Here is a 20063-nt window from a genome sequence, read left to right as displayed (position 1 = left end):
GCCGGTGTGACAACGGAGTTGGAGGAGCTGAGGGACGCGCTGATGCGCGCCATGGTCGACTCGCGGGACACATCGAAGCGGGTCGTGGATGCGCTGATGCGGTCGAGCGTTCCGGGGGCGGTGGACCTCTGGATCCGGACGGCCGGAACGGCGTCCATGGACAGGACGGACGCCCGTGACTGGGTGGGGTTGCTGGCGCTCCTGCGCAGAAACCATCCCCAGGAGTTCTCCGACCTCAAGGCGATCGCGGCGGGCGGTGACCTCGGCGCCGCCGTGACCGGCGACAACGTCCGTGTGGTGACCGGTGGCGGCACCGACCACGTCGCCGGTGACCACATCGACTTCCGCGACTCCACGTTCCACGACCGCGTCGTCGGCGTGCAGCACAACCACTACGGCACCGTTCCCGCCCCGGCGCAGTGGCGGCCGGTGGGCGAGGTGGGGCCGCGGGAGTTCGGCGTACGTCCGACCCGGCCCGTGCCCGGGCTGCCCGACGTGCCGCCGTATGTGCCGCGCGACCGCGACGAGGACCTGCGCACGCAGCTCGCCGGCAACAGCCTCGTGCTGGTCCTGGGCGAACCGTGCGTGGGCAAGTCGTACACCGCATGGCATGGCGTGCGGTCGTTGGAGGGGCACCGCCTGTACGCCCCGGACCCGGGCGAGGACCTCCGGCCCCTGGCGGCCACACTGCAGGGCAACCCCGGCAGATACGTCGTCTGGCTGGACGAGCTGACCGGCCATCTCGGCACGGGCGGCCTGGACCTGCGGCTGCTGGGGCGGCTCAACGATCTCGGCGCCGTCGTGCTCGCCACGATGAGCCCCGGCGGGTACTACCGGCGCCGGGCCGGGACCGCCCCGGGCGACCGGGTCGTCGCCGCGGCCCGCACGGTGGAGCTCGGGCGCGAGTGGAGTGAGGCGGAGCTGGCGCGGCTGGCGGCGCTCGACGATCGGCGTGCGTATCCGGCGTACATGTGGAGCGGCCGGGAGGGTGTGGCCTCTTACTTCGCCGTGGGACACCACCTGTTCGACGAGTGGCGTCGGGTGGGGACCCAACTGGAGCACCCGCGTGGGCAGTTACTGGTCCGGGCTGCGGTAGATCTGGCCCGGTGCGGGGTCACGGGAGCGGTACCCGTCGAGCTGCTCAGGAGGGTCCAGGAGCTGTACAGGGCGGAGGAACGGGAGTCGTTCGAGGACGCCCTCGCCTGGGCCACGGCGCCGATGTTCGGGGTTTCCGGTCTGCTCGTGGCGGGCGAGGAGGACGGCACCTGGCGGGCGTACGGGGCGCTTGTCTCGGAGGCACTGAGGTCGGGTGGCGATCTGGAGCCGGTGCCGGACGAGGTGTGGTGGACCCTGCTCGACGCGGCCCGGGAGCCGGACGCCGCGGTGGACTTCGCCGCCGTCCTCGACGCGGCCCGCACTGCGTTGCACGACCGCGTGCAGGCGGGGGACGCGGCGGCGGCCCTCGGCTTCGCCCGGCGCACCGAGGGCGAGGAGCGTGAAGGGTGGCTGCGGCGGGCGGCGGAGGCGGGGGACGCCGAGTCCGCCGGGTGGCTCGGGCGGCTGCTCGCCGAGCGCGGTGACGCCAGAGAAGCGGAGCTCTTTTTGGAGAAGGCCGCGTCGGCCGGGGATGCCGTGGCGGCGACGTCGCTGGGGAAACTGCTTCGAGGCCGAGCGATGGGATGGCTGCGAGCGGGAGCCAAGCTGGGGGATCCGGAGGCAGCGCACCGGCTGGGGCAGCTGCTGATGTCAGACGGCGACATCGATGGCGCCGCCGAGTGCTATGACATAGCGGTCAAGGCCGAGTACGCGGAGGTCGCGACAAGCTACGCCGCGTTGCTCCGGTTGTCGGACGAGCCGCACCTCGCCGGGGTCTGGTTCCGGCGAGCAGCCGACGCGGGGGACCAGCGTGCGGTCCAAGCGCTCATGGTGAACCCGGCAAACCACTCCGTCGACGAGGCGGTGCGCTTCCTGGACGAGGAGGCCAAAAACGGTGTCGCCCTGCAGGCGACCAACCTCGGCGTCCTCCTGGAGGAGCACGGGCGCGTGGGTGAGGCTCGTTCCTGGTACCTCACAGGCCACCGTGGCGGCGACGCCTATGCGGCCTACCGCCTGGCAGTCCTCATCGAAAGAGAAGGCGCGCCTGAGGAAGCCGAGCCCTGGTACCGCGAAGCCGCCGCCATGGGCCACCCCGCTGCGAGGAAGGCCCTCGGTGAGCCCCCCGACCCGCCAGCTACCGTCAAGGAGTGACCAACCAGCCCACCCCCACCGGCATCACCCCCCAGGCCCCCGAACTCTTCACCTGGGAGTTCGCGACGGACCCCTACCCCGCCTACGCCTGGCTCCGCGAACACGCCCCCGTGCACAAGACGCGGCTGCCCAGCGGCGTAGAGGCCTGGCTGGTCACCCGCTACGCCGACGCCAAGCAGGCCCTCGCCGACGCCCGTCTCTCCAAGAACCCGGCCCACCACGACGAGCCGGCTCACGCCAAGGGCAAGACCGGCATCCCGGGTGAGCGCAAGGCCGAGTTGATGACGCACCTGCTGAACATCGACCCGCCCGATCACACCCGCCTGCGCAGGCTCGTCTCCAAGGCCTTCACCCCTCGCCGCGTCGCCGAGTTCGCCCCCCGGGTGCAGGAGCTCACGGACCACCTCATCGACCAGTTCGTACAGAAGGGCAGCGCCGACCTCATCCACGAGTTCGCCTTCCCGCTCCCCATCTACGCCATCTGCGACCTGCTCGGTGTTCCCCGCGAGGACCAGGACGACTTCCGGGACTGGGCGGGCATGATGATCCGGCACCAAGGCGGGCCCCGAGGCGGTGTCGCACGGTCCGTGAAGAAGATGCGCGGCTATCTCGCCGACCTCATCCACCGCAAGCGCGAGGCACTCCCCGACGCCCCCACCCCCGGCGAGGACCTCATCTCCGGCCTCATCCGCGCCTCCGACCACGGCGAGCACCTCACCGAGAACGAAGCCGCGGCGATGGCTTTCATCCTGCTGTTCGCCGGCTTCGAGACGACGGTCAACCTCATCGGCAACGGCACCTTCGCTCTGCTCACCCACCCCGAGCAGCGCGCCCGCCTGCAGACCTCCCTCGCCCGCGGCGAATCCGCCCTCCTCGCCACCGGCATCGAGGAACTCCTGCGCTACGACGGCCCTGTCGAACTCGCCACCTGGCGCTTCGCCACCGAGCCCCTCACCATCGGCGGGCAGCACATCGCACCCGGCGATCCCGTCCTCGTCGTACTGGCCGCCGCCGACCGTGACCCGGAGCGGTTCGCGGACCCCGACGTCCTCGACCTCGGCCGCCGCGACAACCAGCACCTCGGCTACGGCCACGGCATCCACTACTGCCTCGGCGCCCCGCTCGCCCGCCTGGAGGGCCAGACCGCCCTCGCCACGCTCCTCGCCCGCCTGCCGGACCTGGAACTCGCGGTGGATCCAACCGAGTTGCGGTGGCGTGGCGGCCTCATCATGCGGGGACTGCGCACGCTGCCCGTCGAGTTCACGCCGGGCCCGAGTAATCGCAGTTCACACCCGTCCAGTTACTGACCGGAGCGAAACGCTGTCTCTACCCCGTACAGCTCTTTCGCACACCTGAAGATGAGAGCCCCTCAAGTCTGTGATCTTCACGTGATCTACGCGGCATTAACTTGTGACAAGTGATCGCCTGCCTATACGTTCACGGATCAGCGCGGCCCCTGCGTCACCCGGCTTCACTCGCCGCGCCGGTCCCTGCTGTCTCGCGAAAGGCACCTGCATGCTCTCCGGGAACGGTCGTCACCGTCGCCCCCGTCAGGCTCCGGCGCTCCTCGTTGCGGCCGGCGTGACCGGATCCGCCATCGCCATCCCGCTCCTCGGTGCCACGGGCGCGAGCGCGGCCGAGGGCAATGTGTGGGACAAGGTGGCCGACTGCGAGACCGGCGGCTCCTGGAGCGCCGACGAGGGCAACGGGCGCTACGGCGGACTGCAACTGACCCAGGACGACTGGGAGAAGTACGGCGGCCTCGACTACGCCTCCAGCCCCGACCTGGCGAGCCGTTCCCAGCAGATCGCCGTGGCCCAGGACGTCCTCGCCGACCAGGGTGTCGGTGCCTGGCGTACCTGCGGACTGCTCAGCGGGCTCACCAAGGAGTCCGGTTCGATCGACCTCGACACCGGTGTCGACGAGGACTCGCCCTCCGAAGTGTCCGGATCATCCGGATTGCTCGATTCGCTCAACTCGTCGAGCTCATCGAATTCATCGAACTCGTCCGACTCGGCGAACTCGTCCGACTCGGCGAACCCGTCCGGCGACTCCTCGAGCCCCTCGACCTCGTCGAGCGACTCTTCCGGCGATTCGCGCGAATCGTCCAAGGATTCCTCCACTTCTTCCTCCTCTCCCTCGTCATCCTCTTCGGCGGACAAATCCTCGAAGTCCGATAAGTCCGCCGACGCGAGTGCCCCACGGTCGCCCGACAGCTCGCTCATGGAGACACCCAACAGTGACAATCAGGACAACTCGGAGCAGGGGGAAGGGTCCCGGAGTCTCGTCGACACCGGAGCCATCGACTCCGCGACAGCCGGCTCCGGACGTCATCGCGGACCCGGTGCCGACGAGAGCCGGGCGACCGAAGCCACCGCCAAGTCCTCCGGTCGCCATGCCTCGTACACGGTCCGCGTCGGCGACACTCTCGCCTCCATCGCCGACTCCCTTGACCTCGACGGCGGATGGTCCGCGCTCTACGACGCGAACAAGCGGGCCATCGGTACTGACGCGAACCACATCTTCCCCGGTCAGACCCTGGAAGTCCCCACCAAATAGGGGGCGAACAGGGCGAAAGGCAGCGACAGTTCGCGTCATGGTTCGTGCTGAATGTCCGTTTTGGATGTACTGAGAGATAGATCTCAGAAGCCCTGATCGTCTTTGAAATTCCGCGAATCGCGTGGCTACGGTCATGACCGCTCGTCACCACGAGCCCCGGCTGCCGCAACGCCGAATCCTGCCAGCGGCCGTACGGGAACAGTCGTCGCGTAAAGCGCCGTAGGCAGGAGCGGGGGACCCAAGGTAAGTGCCGGGTCCGGCAGTTGAGGCCCTTCGGGGCCGCACGGCCGGAGTCGGCTTGGGGTGAAGTCGCGCACCAGGCATCAGCGGTGCGCGGCCGGGCAACTCAACCGGCCCGAACCCGACAGCTCACCTCGCAGGCGTCGGTGAGGGGATCTCTCCATGCTGTTTTCCAGCAAGGGCAAGCACCGTCGTCCGTCCAAGGCCGCTCGCGCCATAGCCGTCGTCGGCGTCACCGGCGCCGCCGCCGTCGCCGCCCCGCTGATGGCGGCCGGCAGCGCCTCCGCCGCCACCGCCTCCGAGTGGGACGCCGTCGCCCAGTGCGAGTCCGGCGGCGACTGGGCGATCAACACCGGCAACGGCTACTACGGCGGTCTGCAGTTCTCCAGCTCCACCTGGGCCGCGTACGGCGGCACGGCGTACGCCTCCACCGCCGACCAGGCCAGCAAGGGCCAGCAGATCGAGATCGCCGAGAAGGTCCTCGCCAGCCAGGGCAAGGGTGCCTGGCCCAACTGCGGCACCGGCCTGTCGAGCGCCGCGTACAGCGGTTCCGGCTCCTCGTCGAGCGGTTCCTCGCAGAGCGACGAGAGCGCCACCCGCTCCACCGAGCAGCAGTCGGCCTCCCGCTCCAGCGAGCGTCCCGCCGCCAAGAAGAGCACCAAGACCGTCACCACCCCGACCGGCAAGAAGGTCAAGAAGGGCGACGGCGAGTACAAGGTCGTCAAGGGTGACACCCTCAGCTCGATCGCCGCGGAGCACGACGTCAAGGGCGGCTGGGAGAAGCTCTTCCAGCTGAACAAGGACATCGTCGAGGACGCGAACCTGATCTACCCGGGCCAGCAGCTGCACCTGAAGTAGGACCGACAGCTCAACCACAGGGCCCTCACATCCGTGGACCTCATAGTGAAGCCCTCGTGAGGGCCACCCCCGTCCCCACGGGCTCCCGCTCCGGTGCGTGTTCCCCCGTACGCACCGGGGCGGGGCTTTTTCTTTCCCTGTATGTCACCCACCCTTTGTTCCGACAGGGAACAATGGGTACGGTTCGGTCCTGTCCACGGGACGGTCGGTCGGCTGCCGATGTCCCCGAGGCGGTTAGGCTCTAGTCGCAAGGCTCACAGCCCCGCACTACCAGCGTCACATCCACGAAGGAGATGCTCGTGCCGTCCATCGACGTCGTCGTAGCCCGGGAAATCCTCGACTCGCGAGGCAACCCCACCGTCGAGGTCGAGGTCGGCCTCGACGACGGCAGCACGGGTCGTGCCGCCGTTCCGTCCGGCGCCTCCACCGGCGCCTTCGAGGCCATCGAGCTCCGCGACGGCGACCAGAACCGCTACCTCGGCAAGGGTGTCGAGAAGGCCGTCCTCGCCGTCATCGAGCAGATCGGCCCGGAGCTCGTCGGCTACGACGCCACCGAGCAGCGCCTGATCGACCAGGCCATGTTCGACCTGGACGCCACCGACAACAAGGGCTCCCTCGGCGCCAACGCCATCCTCGGCGTCTCGCTCGCCGTCGCCCACGCCGCCTCCGAGGCCAGCGACCTCCCCCTCTTCCGCTACCTGGGCGGCCCGAACGCGCACCTGCTGCCGGTGCCGATGATGAACATCCTGAACGGCGGCTCGCACGCCGACTCCAACGTGGACATCCAGGAGTTCATGATCGCCCCGATCGGCGCGGAGACCTTCTCCGAGGCCCTGCGCTGGGGCACCGAGGTCTACCACACCCTCAAGAAGGTGCTGAAGGGCCGCGGCCTGTCCACCGGCCTCGGCGACGAGGGCGGCTTCGCCCCGAACCTCGGCTCCAACCGCGAGGCCCTCGACCTCATCCTCGAGGCCATCAAGGAGGCCGGCTACACCCCCGGCGAGCAGATCGCCCTCGCGCTCGACGTCGCCGCGTCCGAGTTCTACAAGGACGGCTCCTACCTCTTCGAGGGCAAGGCGCGCTCCGCCGCCGAGATGACCGACTACTACGCCGAGCTGGTCGCGGCGTACCCGCTGGTCTCCATCGAGGACCCGCTGTTCGAGGACGACTGGGACGGCTGGAAGACCATCACCGACAAGCTCGGTGACAAGGTCCAGCTCGTCGGCGACGACCTGTTCGTCACCAACCCCGAGCGCCTGGCCCGCGGCATCGACGAGGGCGCGGCCAACGCCCTGCTGGTGAAGGTGAACCAGATCGGCTCGCTCACCGAGACCCTGGACGCCGTCGAGCTCGCCCAGCGCAGCGGCTTCAAGTGCATGATGTCCCACCGCTCCGGCGAGACCGAGGACGTCACCATCGCCGACCTGGCCGTCGCCACCAACTGCGGCCAGATCAAGACCGGCGCCCCGGCCCGCTCCGAGCGCGTCGCGAAGTACAACCAGCTGCTGCGCATCGAGGAGATCCTCGACGACGCCGCGGTGTACGCCGGCCGTAGCGCGTTCCCGCGCTTCAAGGGCTGAGTCGTAGCCTCGTAGGAAGCGTCGTACGTACGTCCCCGTACTCGGTCCCGTACCGTGTGCGGGGACGTACGCATGTGAAACGGGAGGCGGGACATGGCCGTGAAGGACCGGGACCGGTTCTCCACCGCGACCAGGATTCGGTTGCTCGGTGAGCAGACGGCGGCCCGCGTCTACCGCTCCCAGACCAAGCGGCAGGCCCGGCGCTCCAGGCTCACCGGACGTGCCGCGCTGCTCGCGCTGGTCGTCTGCTCCCTGATCGTGGCGCTCGCCTACCCCATAAGGCAGTACGTCTCCCAGCGCGCCGACATCGCCGACATGCAGCGGGAGAAGGAAGAGGCCGCCGAGCGGGTCGAGCAGCTGCGCGACATCAAGGCGCGCTGGCAGGACGACGCGTACGCGGAGCAGCAGATCCGGCTGCGGCTGCACTATGTGATGCCCGGGGAGACCGGTTACATCGTGATCGACCCGGACGCGGCCAAGCAGTCGCGGACCGAACTGGGCGCGGCCGACCGGCCCTGGTACACGAACATCTGGGACGGGGTCGACAAGGCCGACGCCTCCGACCACTGAGTCCAGCAGAACCGATGAGAAAGACAGGCATGGAAACGCCCCCGTCGCCCACCCCGCGCACCGAGCCCACCGACGCTGACGTCGAGGCCTTCAAGCAGCAGCTCGGACGTCCGCCACGCGGGCTGCGCGCGATCGCGCACCGGTGCCCCTGCGGGCAGCCGGACGTGGTCGAGACGGCTCCCCGGCTGCCCGACGGCACGCCCTTCCCGACGCTGTACTACCTGACGTGCCCCAAGGCGTCGTCGGCCATCGGCACGCTCGAGGCGAACGGCGTGATGAAGGAGATGACGGCGCGGCTGGAGAGCGACCCGGAGCTGGCCGCCGCCTACCGCGCCGCGCACGAGGACTACATCCGGCGCCGCGACGAGATCGAGGAGCTGAAGGGCTTCCCGAGCGCGGGCGGCATGCCGGACCGGGTGAAGTGCCTGCACGTCCTGGTCGCCCACTCCCTCGCGGCCGGGCCCGGGGTCAACCCGCTCGGCGACGAGGCGATCGAGATGCTGCCGGAGTGGTGGAGCAAGGGCGCGTGCGTGACGCTCCCGGAGGAGTCCGGGGAGGACGCCCAGTGACCCGCGTCGCCGCCATCGACTGCGGTACGAACTCCATCCGGCTGTTGGTCGCGGACGCCGACCCGGAGACCGGCGAACTCGTCGACCTGGACCGCCGTATGACCGTCGTGCGGCTCGGACAGGGCGTCGACCGGACCGGCCGGCTCGCCCCCGAGGCGCTGGAGCGCACCTTCGCCGCCTGTCGTGACTACGCGGCGATCATCAAGGAGCACGGCGCCGAGCGGCTGCGCTTCGTCGCCACCTCCGCCTCCCGGGACGCCGAGAACCGGGACGAGTTCGTGCGCGGGGTCATGGACATCCTGGGGGTCGAGCCCGAGGTCATCTCCGGGGACCAGGAGGCCGAGTTCTCCTTCACGGGCGCGACCAAGGAGCTGGCCGAGCACGATCACCTCCCCAGGCCCTACCTGGTGGTGGACATCGGCGGCGGGTCGACCGAGTTCGTCGTCGGCGAGGAGCACGTGCGCGCGGCACGCTCCGTGGACGTCGGCTGCGTGCGGATGACCGAGCGTCACCTGGTCCGCGACGGCGTCGTCTCCGACCCGCCCTCCGCGGAGCTGATCGCGGAGATGCGGGCCGACATCGAGGCGGCTCTCGACCTCGCCGAGGAGACGGTGCCGTTGCGCGAGGCGCGCACGCTGGTGGGGCTGGCCGGTTCGGTCACCACGGTGTCGGCGATCGCCCAGGACCTGCCCGAGTACGACTCGGCCCGCATCCACCACTCCCGGATTACCCGCGACCGGGTCCGGGAGATCACCGAGTGGCTGCTGCGCTCCACCCACGCCGAGCGTGCGACCGTACCGTCCATGCATCCGGGGCGAGTTGACGTCATCGGGGCGGGCGCGCTGGTGCTGCTCGCGATCATGGAACGGATCGGTGCGCAGGAGGTCGTCGTCAGCGAGCACGACATCCTCGACGGCATCGCCTTCAAGGCGGCGGAAGCCGCGGAAGAGGGCAAGCGCGGCGCCTGACCTGTGCGGTGACGCGGAACGGCCCCGGTACCTCGTGATGAGGAACCGGGGCCGTCGTCTTGGCCCTTGCGGGCTATCCGTCAGTTGCAGAGGAGGACGACGAGGCCGCTGCACCCCCCGTCGTCGCCGTGGTGGTGACCGTGGTGGCCGTGGTGACCGTGGTGGTGGCCGTGGTGGCCGTCCGCGACCTTGGCGACGACGTGCGAGGCGGGCGGCGCTGCCGCGGCGGATGCGGCGGTCGCCGCCCCCAACGCGAGAGCAATGCCCAGGGCCGCGCCGACCGAGACTATTCGCGAGGTGGCCCGCGTGAGGGCCTTGTGTGTAGTGATCATGGCTGCACGTTATGCGCGCTTCTGCACATTTTGCGCGCGGAGCGTGGCTGACCGGGTGACGGGTGGCGCCGGTCGCACCCGCGGGGTGGTCCGGGTCTCCTTCGCTACTGATCGGTAGCCATCGGTTGAGCAGGTCGGCTAGCGTATGAGCGCCTCCGAGGGGGCCTTCCGGGCCCTTCGAGAACCCTCCGGAGACGCCTGTCGAAGAAACTTCGTGAACTTCTTCACAAGGAATTCTGCCCTGTCGGAGCACGGATCGATGTCGGTTGACCCGTCCGAGGGGTGAACAGGGCCTTGAACGTGTTCAGACGGACGGTGTAAGGATGCTCCGGGAGGCTCTCACCGGAGGGCGTTCCGACCCGCTCACAGGGGGCCCGGCGACCCAGAGAGGCAGCTCACGCGGCATTGACAACGGGGCGTAGCGCACCCGGGTTCCCGATCGTGACCATGACCTGCGTCACGCGGGCCGGGGAGTGTAGCACAGGGCCTGGAAGAGCTTGTGAAGGGGCGCACGAGCGACCCCCCTGAGGCGGGTGGATACTCGATGGCATGAGCACCACGGAGCGTCCCAGGATCCTCGTAGTAGGCGGTGGGTACGTAGGCCTGTACGCAGCTCGGCGCATTCTCAAGAAGATGCGCTACGGCGAGGCGACCGTCACGGTCGTCGACCCCCGGTCGTACATGACCTACCAGCCCTTCCTCCCCGAAACCGCCGCCGGCAGCATCTCCCCGCGCCACGTCGTCGTCCCGCTGCGACGCGTGCTGCCCAAGGCGGAGGTCCTCACCGGCCGGGTCACCACCATCGATCAGGACCGCAAGGTCGCCACGATCGCCCCGCTGGTCGGCGAGGCGTACGAGCTGCCCTTCGACTACCTGGTCATCGCGATGGGCGCGGTCTCCCGCACCTTCCCGATCCCCGGCCTCGCCGAGCAGGGCATCGGTATGAAGGGCATCGAGGAGGCCATCGGCCTGCGCAACCACGTCCTCGAGCAGCTCGACAAGGCCGACTCCACGACCGACGAGGAGATCCGCCGCAAGGCGCTCACCTTCGTCTTCATCGGCGGTGGCTTCGCGGGTGCGGAGACCATCGGCGAGGTCGAGGACATGGCCCGCGACGCGGCCAAGTACTACACCAGCGTGTCCCGCGAGGACATGCGGTTCGTCCTCGTCGACGCCGCCGACAAGATCCTCCCGGAGGTCGGCCCGAAGCTCGGCCAGTACGGCAAGGAGCACCTGGAAGCCCGCGGGGTCGAGGTCTACCTCTCCACCTCCATGGACTCCTGCGTCGACGGCCACGTCGTGCTGAAGAACGGCCTCGAGGTCGACTCCAACACCATCGTGTGGACGGCCGGCGTCAAGCCGAACCCGGCCCTCGCCCGCTTCGGTCTGCCGCTGGGCCCCCGCGGTCACGTCGACTGCGAGACGACGCTCCAGGTCAAGGGCACCGACTACATCTGGGCCGCGGGCGACAACGCCCAGGTCCCGGACCTCGTCGGCCGCAAGGCGGGCAACGAGAACGCCTGGTGCCCGCCGAACGCACAGCACGCGCTGCGTCAGGCGCGCGTCCTCGGCGACAACGTGATCTCCGGTATGCGGGGTTTCCCGCAGAAGGACTACTCGCACGCCAACAAGGGCGCGGTGGCGGGCCTCGGCCTGCACAAGGGCGTGGCGATGATCGTCATGGGCAAGATGAAGATCAAGCTCAAGGGCCGTCTCGCCTGGTACATGCACCGTGGCTACCACGGCCTGGCGATGCCGACCTGGAACCGCAAGGTCCGCGTCTTCGCCGACTGGACCCTCGCCATGTTCCTCAAGCGCGAGGTCGTCTCCCTCGGCGCGATGGAGCACCCGCGCGAGGAGTTCTACGAGGCCGCCAAGCCGGCCCCGGTCGCTGCCGCGAGCAAGGCCGCCAAGGGCGAGAAGGCCAAGGCCTCCTGACCCCTTCCGGTCGTTGAACGAACCGAAGGACCTCCCGCCATCCGTGGTGCGGGAGGTCCTTCGGCGTTCGTCCCTGCGGGGCCGTTGTTTGCCCAGCTGTAACGCGCGTGGGGGACTGCGCACGGGGCTCCCAGGTGTTTACGTGGTGTTGGACATTCCGGGATCCGATCACGGAGGTGTGCGCCATGGCAGACGCTGCTGTGCGGCTGAAGAGCCTGCTCGAACAGTTGCTGGGAGTCCCGCTCCCGGTGCGCATCCGAGCCTGGGACGGTTCGCAGGCGGGTCCGCCGGGCGCGCCCATCCTCGTCGTACGCAACCGCCGTGCCGTACGGCGGCTGTTGTTCAAGCCCGGTGAGTTGGGGCTCGCCCGGGCCTGGGTCGCCGGGGACCTGGACATCGAGGGGGATCTGTACACCGCCCTGGACCTGCTCGCCGGCCTGGTGTGGGAGCGGGGAGAGGACGCCCGGAGCCTGGCTCAGGCGCTGCGGGATCCCGAAGTACGCGCCGCCGTACGAGGGCTCGTCCAGCTCGGCGGCCTTCCACTGCCGCCCGCGCCGCCACCGGAGGAGGTGCGTCGGATCCGTGGCCATCTGCACACCAAGCGCACCGACAGACGTGCCATCAGCCACCACTACGACGTCGGCAACGACTTCTACGAGATCGTCCTCGGGCCGTCCATGGTGTACTCCTGCGCCTACTGGTCGGCCCCGCCCCCGGACGGCACCCTCGAATCCGCCCAGCACGACAAGCTCGACCTCATCTGCCGCAAGCTCGCCCTCGGGCCCGGCCGGCGGCTGCTCGACGTCGGCTGCGGCTGGGGCTCTCTGGCCATGCACGCCGCCCGTGAGTACGGCGTGCGTGTCGTCGGCGTCACCCTCTCCCAGGAGCAGGCGGCGTACGCCCGCAAGCGCGTCGCCGAGGAGGGGCTCACCGACAGGGTGGAGATCCGCGTACAGGACTACCGGGAGGTCGAGGACGGGCCGTACGACGCCGTCTCCTCCATCGGGATGGCCGAACACGTCGGCGCCGAGCGGTATCTGGAGTACGCCGATGTGCTGTACCGGCTCCTGAGGCCCGGTGGGCGGCTGCTCAACCACCAGATCGGGCGGCGGCCGCAGCGGGACGAATCCACCTACCAGGTCGACGAGTTCATCGACTCCTACGTCTTCCCCGACGGCGAGCTCCAGCCCATCGGCGTCACCGTCGCCCAGCTGGAGCGGGCCGGCTTCGAGGTGCGCGACGTGGAGTCGATCCGGGAGCACTACGCCCTGACCCTGCGCCGCTGGGTCGCCAACCTGGAAGCCCACTGGGCTCGGGCCGTCAGGCTCACCAGCCCGGGGCGAGCCCGCGTCTGGCAGCTGTACATGGCCGCCTGCGCACTCGCCTTCGAGCGCAACCGCATCGGGGTCAACCAGGTGCTGGCGATCAGGACCCCCGACTCCGGTGATTCCGGGATGCCGTTGCGGTCCCGCAAGTGGAGTGAGCCCGAGCGCCGTTGATCCGGACATAGCCGCAAGGGCCGGGTTCCCCCTGTCACGGGGAAGCCCGGCCCTTGGGTGTGGCGGGACGTGGTCACTCGGCCTTGATCGCGTTCAGCATGTTCAGCCTCGCGGCGTTGCGGGCCGGCCACAGCGAGGCCAGGACGCCCACCAGACCGGCCAGCACCAGGAAGATCCCGATCCGGTCCCAGGGCAGCACCAGCGCGTAGCCCGGGATCTGGTCCGCGATGGTCTCGCCGATCGCCCAGCCGAGGAACGAGCCGAGACCGATGCCGATCACCGCGCCGAACACGGAGATGACCACGGCCTCCAGCCGGACCATCCGCTTCACCCGGCGCCGGTCGAGACCGATCGCACGCAGCATGCCGATCTCCTGCTGCCGTTCGAAGACCGACATCGCGAGGGTGTTGACGACACCCAGCACGGCGATGATCAGGGCCATCGCCAGCAGGCCGTACATGATGTTCAGCATGGTGTTGATGACGCCGCCGAACTCGTTGCGGATGTCCTGCTGGTCCATGACCGTGATCGCGGGGTTGTCGCCCAGCGCGTCGGTGAGGACCTTCTCGTTCGCCGCGGACTCGCCGCCGTCCACGTTCACGAAGATCTGCTGGATGGACGGCTGCACCTCGTGCGGGTTCACCACCTTGGCGTCGACGAGGACGGGGGAGAGGAACTCGCTGTCCTTGAAGACGGCGCCGACGGTCAGCGTGGCCTTCTTCTCGTCGTTGAAGGTGACGGGGAGGCTGTCGCCGGGCTTCCAGCCCTTGTTCTTGGCCGTCTTCTCGGCGATGGCGATCTGGCCCTTGGCCAGCGCGTCGATGTTGCCGCTGACGACGTCGACGTTCAGGACCTGCTCGATGTCGCCCGGCGTGACCGCCGAGGCGGACACGAAGTCCTCGTCACCGAGCTGGAAGTAGGCGCTCTGCTGCGGCGAGACCGCGGTGACGCCCTTGGCCTTCTCCAGCGCCGTCAGCGCGGACTGGTCGAGGTACCCGCTGTTCGCCATCGAGACCATGTAGTCGGCCTTGATGTTGTCCGTGGTCATCTTGTCGATGGCCGTGCCGACCGTGGCACCGAGCACCGACAGGCCGGTGACCAGCGTCAGCCCGATCGCCAGTGCCGAGGCGGTGGCGCCGGTACGGCGTGGATTGCGGACCGCGTTCTGGCCGGCCAGCTTGCCGGCCACCCCGAACGGGCCGACGAGCAGCGGACGGACGAGCGCGATCACGGGGCGGGAGAGCAGCGGGATCAGGATGATCACACCGACCAGCGCGAAGAACGCGCCCGCCGCGATGTACATCCGGCCAGTGTCGCCGCCGGACGAGGCACCCAGCACGATCCCGGCCGCGCCGAGGGCGGTGACGGCCGCACCGAGGGAGTTGCGCAGCACCAGCGACTTGGTGGTCGCCACCGCGTGGACGCTGCTCATGGCCGCCACCGGCGGGATCTTCGCGGCCCGGCGGCCGGGCAGCCAGGCGGCGAACATCGTGATCAGCACACCGACACTGATCGCGGCGATCACCGGCGTGACGGACAGGATCAGGGGGCCGTCCGGGATCTTCATGCCGAACGCGGCCATTCCCGACCGCAGACCGACCGCGAGGCCGACGCCGAGGACGAAGCCGATCACCGAGGCGACCAGGCCCACCACCGCGGCCTCGGCGAGCACCGACCGGGTGATCTGCCTGCGCGACGCGCCGACCGCCCGCATCAGCGCGATCTCCTTCGTGCGCTGGGCGACCAGCATCGTGAAGGTGTTGGAGATCAGGAAGATCCCGACGAACAGCGCGATGCCCGCGAAGCCCAGCAGGACCTGCTTGAGCGAGCCCAGACCCTGTTCGATCTGCTCGGCCTGCTCGTCCGCGAGCGCCTGGCCGGTCTTGGCCTCGGCGGCTTCCGGCAGCAGCGGCTTGACCGCGTCCAGGATCTTCGCGTCGTTCGCGCCGGGGGCGGCGGTGACGGTGGCACTCGCGAAGTAGCCCGGCTTGAGGTACTGCTTCTGGGCGACCGCGGTGTCGAACAGGACGAGACTGCCGCCGGCGTTGACGGCGCCGTCCTCGGTGGTGAACACGCCGCTGAGGGTGTACTCCTTCACCGGCCCGTTCGTGGCGACCCGGACCCGGTCGCCGACCTGGTACTCGCCCTTGGCCGCGGACTCCTTGTCCAGGGCGATCTGATCGTCCTTCACCGGGCCCGAGCCGTCGGTGAACGTGTAGGCGGGGTCCTTGCCGTCCTTGCCGGGGGCGAAGTTGGAGCCCTTGTTGGACCAGCCGACTCCTATCAGCTTCCCGTCGGGGTCGGCGACCCCGGCGAAGCCGTCGACGCGGCCGTACGCGGCGGTGACGCCGTCCACCGCGGCGATCTTGTCCAGGGTCTTCGGGGAGAGACCGGGCTCTGCCTTGGCGTCGTCCGGGTTCGCGTACGAGGTGATGGCGACGGCGACGTCGTCGTAGCTCTTCGCCGACTGGTTGCGGAAGGCGTTGGAGAGGGTGTCGGCGAAGACCAGGGTGCCGGAGACGAACGCGACGCCGAGCATCACGGCGAGCACGGTCATCAGGAGCCGGGCCTTGTGCGCGAGTACGTTGCGCAGGGCGGTGCGGAACATCAGCTGGTGCGGCCCTTCGCGTCGAACTGCTTCATGAAGTCGAGGACCGTCTCGGCCGTGGGCCGGTACATCTCGTCGACGATCCGTCCGTCGGCGAGGAACACCACCCGGTCCGCGTACGCCGCCGCCACCGGGTCGGGGGTCACCATCACCACCGTCTGCCCCAGCTCCCGTACGGAGTTGCGAAGAAAGCCCAGCACCTCGGCGCCGGAGCGCGAGTCGAGGTTTCCGGTCGGCTCGTCGCCGAAGATGATCTCGGGCTTGGAGGCCAGCGCGCGGGCCACGGCGACGCGCTGCTGCTGGCCGCCGGAGAGCTGGGCGGGGCGGTGGCTGAGGCGGTCGGCCAGGCCCACCATCCGGATGACCGAATCCACCCACTGCTTGTCAGCCTTGCGGCCCGCGATGTCCATCGGGAGGGTGATGTTCTCCAGGGCCGTCAACGTCGGCAGCAGGTTGAACGCCTGGAAGATGAATCCGATCTTGTCCCGGCGCAGCTTGGTCAGCTGCTTGTCCTTCAGGGAGCCCAACTCGGTGTCGCCGATGCGCACCGACCCGGACGAGAAGGTGTCCAGGCCGGCCACGCAGTGCATCAGCGTGGACTTCCCGGAGCCGGACGGGCCCATGATCGCGGTGAACTCGGCCTGCCGGAACTCGGCGGTGACCCGGTCCAGGGCGACCACCTGGGTTTCGCCCTGTCCGTAGATCTTCGAAAGATCCGTGGCACGCGCGGCCACGGTGGTGGCCCGGTCGGCGATGGATGCGGTGGTCACGAGAAGGCGCTCCTGAGGGACGACGGTGTGTTCGGGGACTTCCTCCATCGTCCCGGCCGACCGGCGCCGTGTAGTCAGTCGCTGTTCCGGTTCCGAAGGCAGACTCCGGAGGGACCGGACGCCGTCGCGTCATACCTGAGGATGATGAGGGACCCTGACGGGTGTTCGCGTCGAGAACAGGTGGAGCGTCCTCGTTTGGACGGTGAAATTCCGTCATTCCGTATGCGCCGCCGAGCGCCGCACGTAAGGCTATTGGCAAGTGCGGATGGCGTGTTCCGTGGGCTGATGCACCCTCAGGCATCAATAAAATAAGACAACATCGGTCCGCCCGGCCGCTGTTCGGGGGAGGTACCCCGATAGGCTCGGAACCTCGATGCGGAGCCCATGGCCTGCCCAGATGGTGGAATGCAGACACGGCGAGCTTAAACCTCGCTGCCCCTTCGCGGGCGTGCCGGTTCAAGTCCGGCTCTGGGCACTTCCGAGTCTCTCCTTCCCTTCAAGAGTTCACGCGCACCCGTTGACAGCGGGCGCGCGCGGCCGGAGACTCCCGTCAGGAAGTGGTGAATAAAACTTCACTGCACGAACAGGGTGAACCAGCGAAGGGAAGCGACCGATGCGCACCACCGTCGGCATCATCGGAGCGGGCCCCGCCGGCCTCCTCCTCGCCCGGCTGCTCCACAACGCCGGCATCGACTCGGTCGTCCTGGAGAGCCGCGACCGCGCCTACGTCGAGCACCGCCAGCGCGCCGGAATCCTGGAGCAGGGCACGGTGGACGTGCTGCGCGCGGCCGGCGCCGCGGAGCGCATGGACCGCGAGGGCCTGCGCCACGACGGCATCGAGCTCCGCTTCGACAAGCGGCGCCACCGCGTCGACTTCCCCGCCCTCACCGGCGGCCGGTCCGTGATGGTCTACGCCCAGACCGAGGTCTGCAAGGACCTCATCGCCCTCCAGCTCAAGGAGGGCGGCCCGCTGCTCTTCGAGGCGGAGGCCCTCGCGGTCGAGGGCGCGGACACCGACAGCCCGCGCGTGCGCTTCCGGTACGAGGGGAGCGAGGACGTCCTCGAATGCGACTACGTCGTCGGCTGCGACGGCTTCTGGGGCGTGTCCCGCAAGGCGATCCCCGCCGAACTCACCCAAGTCTTCGAGCGGACGTACCCCTTCGGCTGGCTCGGCATCCTCGCCGACGTACCGCCCTCCCACGACGAACTCGTCTACGCCCGCCATGACCGCGGCTTCGCCCTGCTGTCCATGCGTTCCCCGTCCGTCTCCCGCCTCTACCTCCAGGTCCCCGAGGGCACGGACGCCGAGGCATGGAGCGACGACGAGATCTGGGCGGAACTGGAGCGGCGCTTCGAGACGGCCGACGACTGGCGGCTGGAGCGCGGCCCCCTCACCCAGAAGTCGGTCACGCCCATGCGCTCGTACGTCCACGAACCCATGCGCCACGGCCGTCTGTTCCTCGCCGGCGACGCGGCGCACATCGTGCCGCCGACGGGCGCGAAGGGCCTGAACCTGGCCGTCGGAGACGTCGTCACCTTCGCGAGGGCGCTGACGCACGAGCGGGAGACCGGCTCGGCTCAGCTCCTCGACGCCTACTCCGAGACCTGTCTGCGCCGCGTCTGGCAGGCCGAGCGGTTCTCGTACGACATGACGACGCTGCTGCACCGCACCCCCGACGCCACGCCGTTCGAGGACCGGCTGCAGCTGGCGCGGCTGGAGCGGATCGCGGGGTCCAGGGCGGCCGAGACGGATCTGGCCGAGGGGTACACCGGGTTCCCGTTCGGGTGAGCACCCCTGTGGGACGGGGAGTGATCTCCGGCCGGTTCCGGCCACGTACCGGGTTCGTCATGAATGAGCCCCTCCGTGGCTGGGAATCACCCGGCCGCGTAGCGTGTTGCGCAGCACGACGAGGGAAAGATCCTCCCCAAGCACTAGGGTCAATCCTTTGCCTACCTATTACTCTTGAGCCAAGGCCGCGCCTGGTGGCCATGGAGGAGTGAAATGAGGAGCAGTAACCCGGTCTTCTCGCGACGGGGGTTCAGCCGCGACAACGGCTACGCGGGCTTCAACACCGCGCCGCAGGCCGGGGGCGCCGCTGTCGGCACGCAGGGCAACCCGTACGCCCAGCCGCAGGCCGCCAACCCGTACGCGCAGAACCCTTACGCCCAGAACCCGTACGCCCAGCAGGACCTGCAGCACGGCGCACCGCCGCAGGCCCCGGCCACCACCGGCCGGATGACGATGGACGATGTCATCCTGCGCACCGGCACCACGCTCGGCGTCCTGATCGTCACGGCCGCGCTCGCCTGGGCGCTGCTGCCCGTCGACGACGCGAACATCAGCCGGTCCTACGGCATCGGTATCGGCGCCGCGCTGGTCGGCATGGTCCTGGCGTTCGTCCAGTCCTTCAAGCGCAAGGCCTCGCCGGCGCTGATCCTGACGTACGCCGCGTTCGAGGGCGTGTTCCTCGGCGTGATCTCCAGCATCGTCGACAACCGCATCGCCAGCGGTGCGGCCATGCAGGCGGTGCTCGGCACCATGGCGGTCTTCGCCGCGGTGCTGGTGGCCTACAAGGCCGGCTGGATCCGCGTCAACCGCCGCTTCGTCGGCTTCGTGATGGCGGCCGCGCTCGGCTTCATCCTGCTGATGGCGGTCAACCTGCTGTTCGCCGTCTTCGGCGGCGGTGACGGCCTCGGCTTCCGCAGCGGCCCGCTCGGCATCCTCTTCGGTGTCGTCGGCATCCTGCTCGGTGCCTGCTTCCTCGCCCTGGACTTCAAGCAGGTCGAGGACGGTCTCGCCTACGGCGCGCCGCGCGAGGAGGCCTGGCTGGCGGCCTTCGGCCTCACGCTGACGCTGGTGTGGATCTACATGGAGTTCCTGAGGATCATCGCGATCCTCAACAGCAGCGACTGACAGCGACGGGCGGCGGCTGGCAGCGCCAGTCCGCGACAGCCGTTGCAGCAAAGGGCCCCGGGTTCGCACCCGGGGCCCTTCGTCGTCTGTGCGCGCCTAGAGGAATTTGCGCGCCGCCCTCCTCAGGTCGTACTCGTGGACGATCGCCTTCGCGTGGCCGTACGCGAGGTCGTATTCGTGGCGAAGCCAGCTGACCTTCTCTTCGAAGCGAAAGAGAGCCGGTCCTTCTTCTACGGTGCGGAGCCAGTCGGAGACTTCACGACCGGTGCAGTGGGGGATGCGGGCGAGCATGTTGCGGTGGGTCTCCTCGGAGAGGACGTGGGACATCGGCGCCTCCGGACGCAAAGGGGATGTAAGCCGGTCCTTCAGGTCACCGTGCCTGAGCGTTCGCCCGTTGGCAACAGTCGTGGT

At 69.3% G+C, this 20063-nt stretch carries 16 protein-coding genes, 1 tRNA gene and 1 riboswitch; of the genes, 13 read left to right on the top strand and 4 right to left on the bottom strand.

Annotated elements, in window-relative coordinates:
• Positions 1-6: 6 nt before the first annotated feature.
• The 8 genes from AB5J49_RS19505 (at position 7) to AB5J49_RS19470 (ending at position 9591) form a co-directional block, all read left to right on the top strand.
• On the top strand, positions 7-2247 hold the full coding sequence (locus AB5J49_RS19505; protein ID WP_369169899.1) for a tetratricopeptide repeat protein: 2241 nt from the start codon (positions 7-9) through the stop codon (positions 2245-2247).
• On the top strand, positions 2244-3554 hold the full coding sequence (locus AB5J49_RS19500; protein ID WP_369169898.1) for a cytochrome P450: 1311 nt from the start codon (positions 2244-2246) through the stop codon (positions 3552-3554). Before AB5J49_RS19505 ends, AB5J49_RS19500 begins: the two co-directional genes overlap by 4 nt.
• A 208-nt stretch (positions 3555-3762) precedes the next feature.
• Positions 3763-4806, top strand: a complete 1044-nt coding sequence (locus AB5J49_RS19495; protein ID WP_369169897.1) for a transglycosylase family protein — start codon at positions 3763-3765, stop codon at positions 4804-4806.
• 205 nt (positions 4807-5011) lie between these two features.
• Positions 5012-5204, top strand: a riboswitch (cyclic di-AMP (ydaO/yuaA leader).
• Positions 5205-5208: 4 nt separating this feature from the next.
• Positions 5209-5904 (top strand): transglycosylase family protein, encoded by a 696-nt coding sequence (locus AB5J49_RS19490; protein ID WP_369169896.1) that lies wholly within the window; start codon positions 5209-5211, stop codon positions 5902-5904.
• A 299-nt stretch (positions 5905-6203) separates the two neighbouring features.
• Entirely contained in the window at positions 6204-7484 is a 1281-nt protein-coding gene (gene eno / locus AB5J49_RS19485; protein WP_369169895.1) for a phosphopyruvate hydratase, read from the top strand.
• 93 nt (positions 7485-7577) lie between these two features.
• Positions 7578-8054, top strand: a complete 477-nt coding sequence (locus AB5J49_RS19480) for a septum formation initiator family protein (protein ID WP_369169894.1) — start codon at positions 7578-7580, stop codon at positions 8052-8054.
• 29 nt (positions 8055-8083) lie between these two features.
• The gene (locus AB5J49_RS19475; protein ID WP_369169893.1) at positions 8084-8623 is read left to right on the top strand and encodes a DUF501 domain-containing protein; all 540 of its coding nucleotides are present in this window, start codon (positions 8084-8086) and stop codon (positions 8621-8623) included.
• A complete protein-coding gene (locus AB5J49_RS19470; RefSeq protein WP_369169892.1) occupies positions 8620-9591 on the top strand; it encodes an exopolyphosphatase in 972 nt (323 codons plus the stop codon). Before AB5J49_RS19475 ends, AB5J49_RS19470 begins: the two co-directional genes overlap by 4 nt.
• 80 nt (positions 9592-9671) lie before the next feature.
• On the opposite strand, the gene AB5J49_RS19465 is transcribed toward AB5J49_RS19470, so the two are convergent.
• Complete coding sequence (locus tag AB5J49_RS19465) at positions 9672-9923, bottom strand: hypothetical protein (protein ID WP_369169891.1); 252 nt, start codon at positions 9921-9923, stop codon at positions 9672-9674.
• Between the two features lie 549 nt (positions 9924-10472).
• On the opposite strand from AB5J49_RS19465, the gene AB5J49_RS19460 reads away from it, so the two are divergent.
• Positions 10473-11861 (top strand): NAD(P)/FAD-dependent oxidoreductase, encoded by a 1389-nt coding sequence (locus tag AB5J49_RS19460; protein ID WP_369169890.1) that lies wholly within the window; start codon positions 10473-10475, stop codon positions 11859-11861.
• A 185-nt stretch (positions 11862-12046) separates the two neighbouring features.
• Positions 12047-13360: a class I SAM-dependent methyltransferase gene (locus tag AB5J49_RS19455; protein WP_369169889.1), complete on the top strand. Its 1314-nt coding sequence runs from the start codon at positions 12047-12049 to the stop codon at positions 13358-13360.
• 73 nt (positions 13361-13433) lie between these two features.
• Here AB5J49_RS19455 and AB5J49_RS19450 read toward each other — a convergent pair whose 3' ends face one another.
• Both AB5J49_RS19450 and AB5J49_RS19445 read right to left on the bottom strand, forming a co-directional pair.
• A complete protein-coding gene (locus tag AB5J49_RS19450) occupies positions 13434-15968 on the bottom strand; it encodes an ABC transporter permease (RefSeq protein WP_369169888.1) in 2535 nt (844 codons plus the stop codon).
• The gene (locus AB5J49_RS19445; RefSeq protein ID WP_369169887.1) at positions 15968-16738 is read right to left on the bottom strand and encodes an ABC transporter ATP-binding protein; all 771 of its coding nucleotides are present in this window, start codon (positions 16736-16738) and stop codon (positions 15968-15970) included. Before AB5J49_RS19445 ends, AB5J49_RS19450 begins: the two co-directional genes overlap by 1 nt.
• A gap of 391 nt (positions 16739-17129) precedes the next feature.
• On the opposite strand from AB5J49_RS19445, the gene AB5J49_RS19440 reads away from it, so the two are divergent.
• From AB5J49_RS19440 to AB5J49_RS19430, 3 genes are all read left to right on the top strand, one after another.
• A tRNA-Leu gene (locus tag AB5J49_RS19440) sits at positions 17130-17213 on the top strand.
• A gap of 138 nt (positions 17214-17351) precedes the next feature.
• Complete coding sequence (locus AB5J49_RS19435; protein ID WP_369169886.1) at positions 17352-18527, top strand: 4-hydroxybenzoate 3-monooxygenase; 1176 nt, start codon at positions 17352-17354, stop codon at positions 18525-18527.
• Between the two features lie 213 nt (positions 18528-18740).
• Complete coding sequence (locus AB5J49_RS19430; RefSeq protein ID WP_369169885.1) at positions 18741-19652, top strand: Bax inhibitor-1/YccA family protein; 912 nt, start codon at positions 18741-18743, stop codon at positions 19650-19652.
• A gap of 96 nt (positions 19653-19748) precedes the next feature.
• On the opposite strand, the gene AB5J49_RS19425 is transcribed toward AB5J49_RS19430, so the two are convergent.
• On the bottom strand, positions 19749-19979 hold the full coding sequence (locus tag AB5J49_RS19425; protein WP_095753563.1) for a DUF4287 domain-containing protein: 231 nt from the start codon (positions 19977-19979) through the stop codon (positions 19749-19751).
• Positions 19980-20063: the final 84 nt, after the last annotated feature.

The organism is Streptomyces sp. R28 (assembly GCF_041052385.1).
In the GTDB taxonomy this organism is placed as follows: domain Bacteria; phylum Actinomycetota; class Actinomycetes; order Streptomycetales; family Streptomycetaceae; genus Streptomyces.
Note: the sequence above shows the minus strand (reverse complement) of the source record. Positions and strands in the feature narration are given on the sequence as shown.

Excerpts from the sequence above, each read along its gene's own strand:
- AB5J49_RS19495 (WP_369169897.1), top strand. The coding sequence starts at position 3,763 with ATGCTCTCCGGGAACGGTCGTCACCGTCGCCCCCGTCAGGCTCCGGCG.
- AB5J49_RS19490 (WP_369169896.1), top strand. The coding sequence starts at position 5,209 with ATGCTGTTTTCCAGCAAGGGCAAGCACCGTCGTCCGTCCAAGGCCGCT.
- AB5J49_RS19480 (WP_369169894.1), top strand. The coding sequence starts at position 7,578 with ATGGCCGTGAAGGACCGGGACCGGTTCTCCACCGCGACCAGGATTCGG.
- AB5J49_RS19475 (WP_369169893.1), top strand. The coding sequence starts at position 8,084 with ATGGAAACGCCCCCGTCGCCCACCCCGCGCACCGAGCCCACCGACGCT.
- AB5J49_RS19465 (WP_369169891.1), bottom strand. The coding sequence starts at position 9,923 with ATGATCACTACACACAAGGCCCTCACGCGGGCCACCTCGCGAATAGTC.
- AB5J49_RS19460 (WP_369169890.1), top strand. The coding sequence starts at position 10,473 with ATGAGCACCACGGAGCGTCCCAGGATCCTCGTAGTAGGCGGTGGGTAC.
- AB5J49_RS19455 (WP_369169889.1), top strand. The coding sequence starts at position 12,047 with ATGGCAGACGCTGCTGTGCGGCTGAAGAGCCTGCTCGAACAGTTGCTG.
- AB5J49_RS19450 (WP_369169888.1), bottom strand. The coding sequence starts at position 15,968 with ATGTTCCGCACCGCCCTGCGCAACGTACTCGCGCACAAGGCCCGGCTC.
- AB5J49_RS19435 (WP_369169886.1), top strand. The coding sequence starts at position 17,352 with ATGCGCACCACCGTCGGCATCATCGGAGCGGGCCCCGCCGGCCTCCTC.
- AB5J49_RS19430 (WP_369169885.1), top strand. The coding sequence starts at position 18,741 with ATGAGGAGCAGTAACCCGGTCTTCTCGCGACGGGGGTTCAGCCGCGAC.
- AB5J49_RS19425 (WP_095753563.1), bottom strand. The coding sequence starts at position 19,979 with ATGTCCCACGTCCTCTCCGAGGAGACCCACCGCAACATGCTCGCCCGC.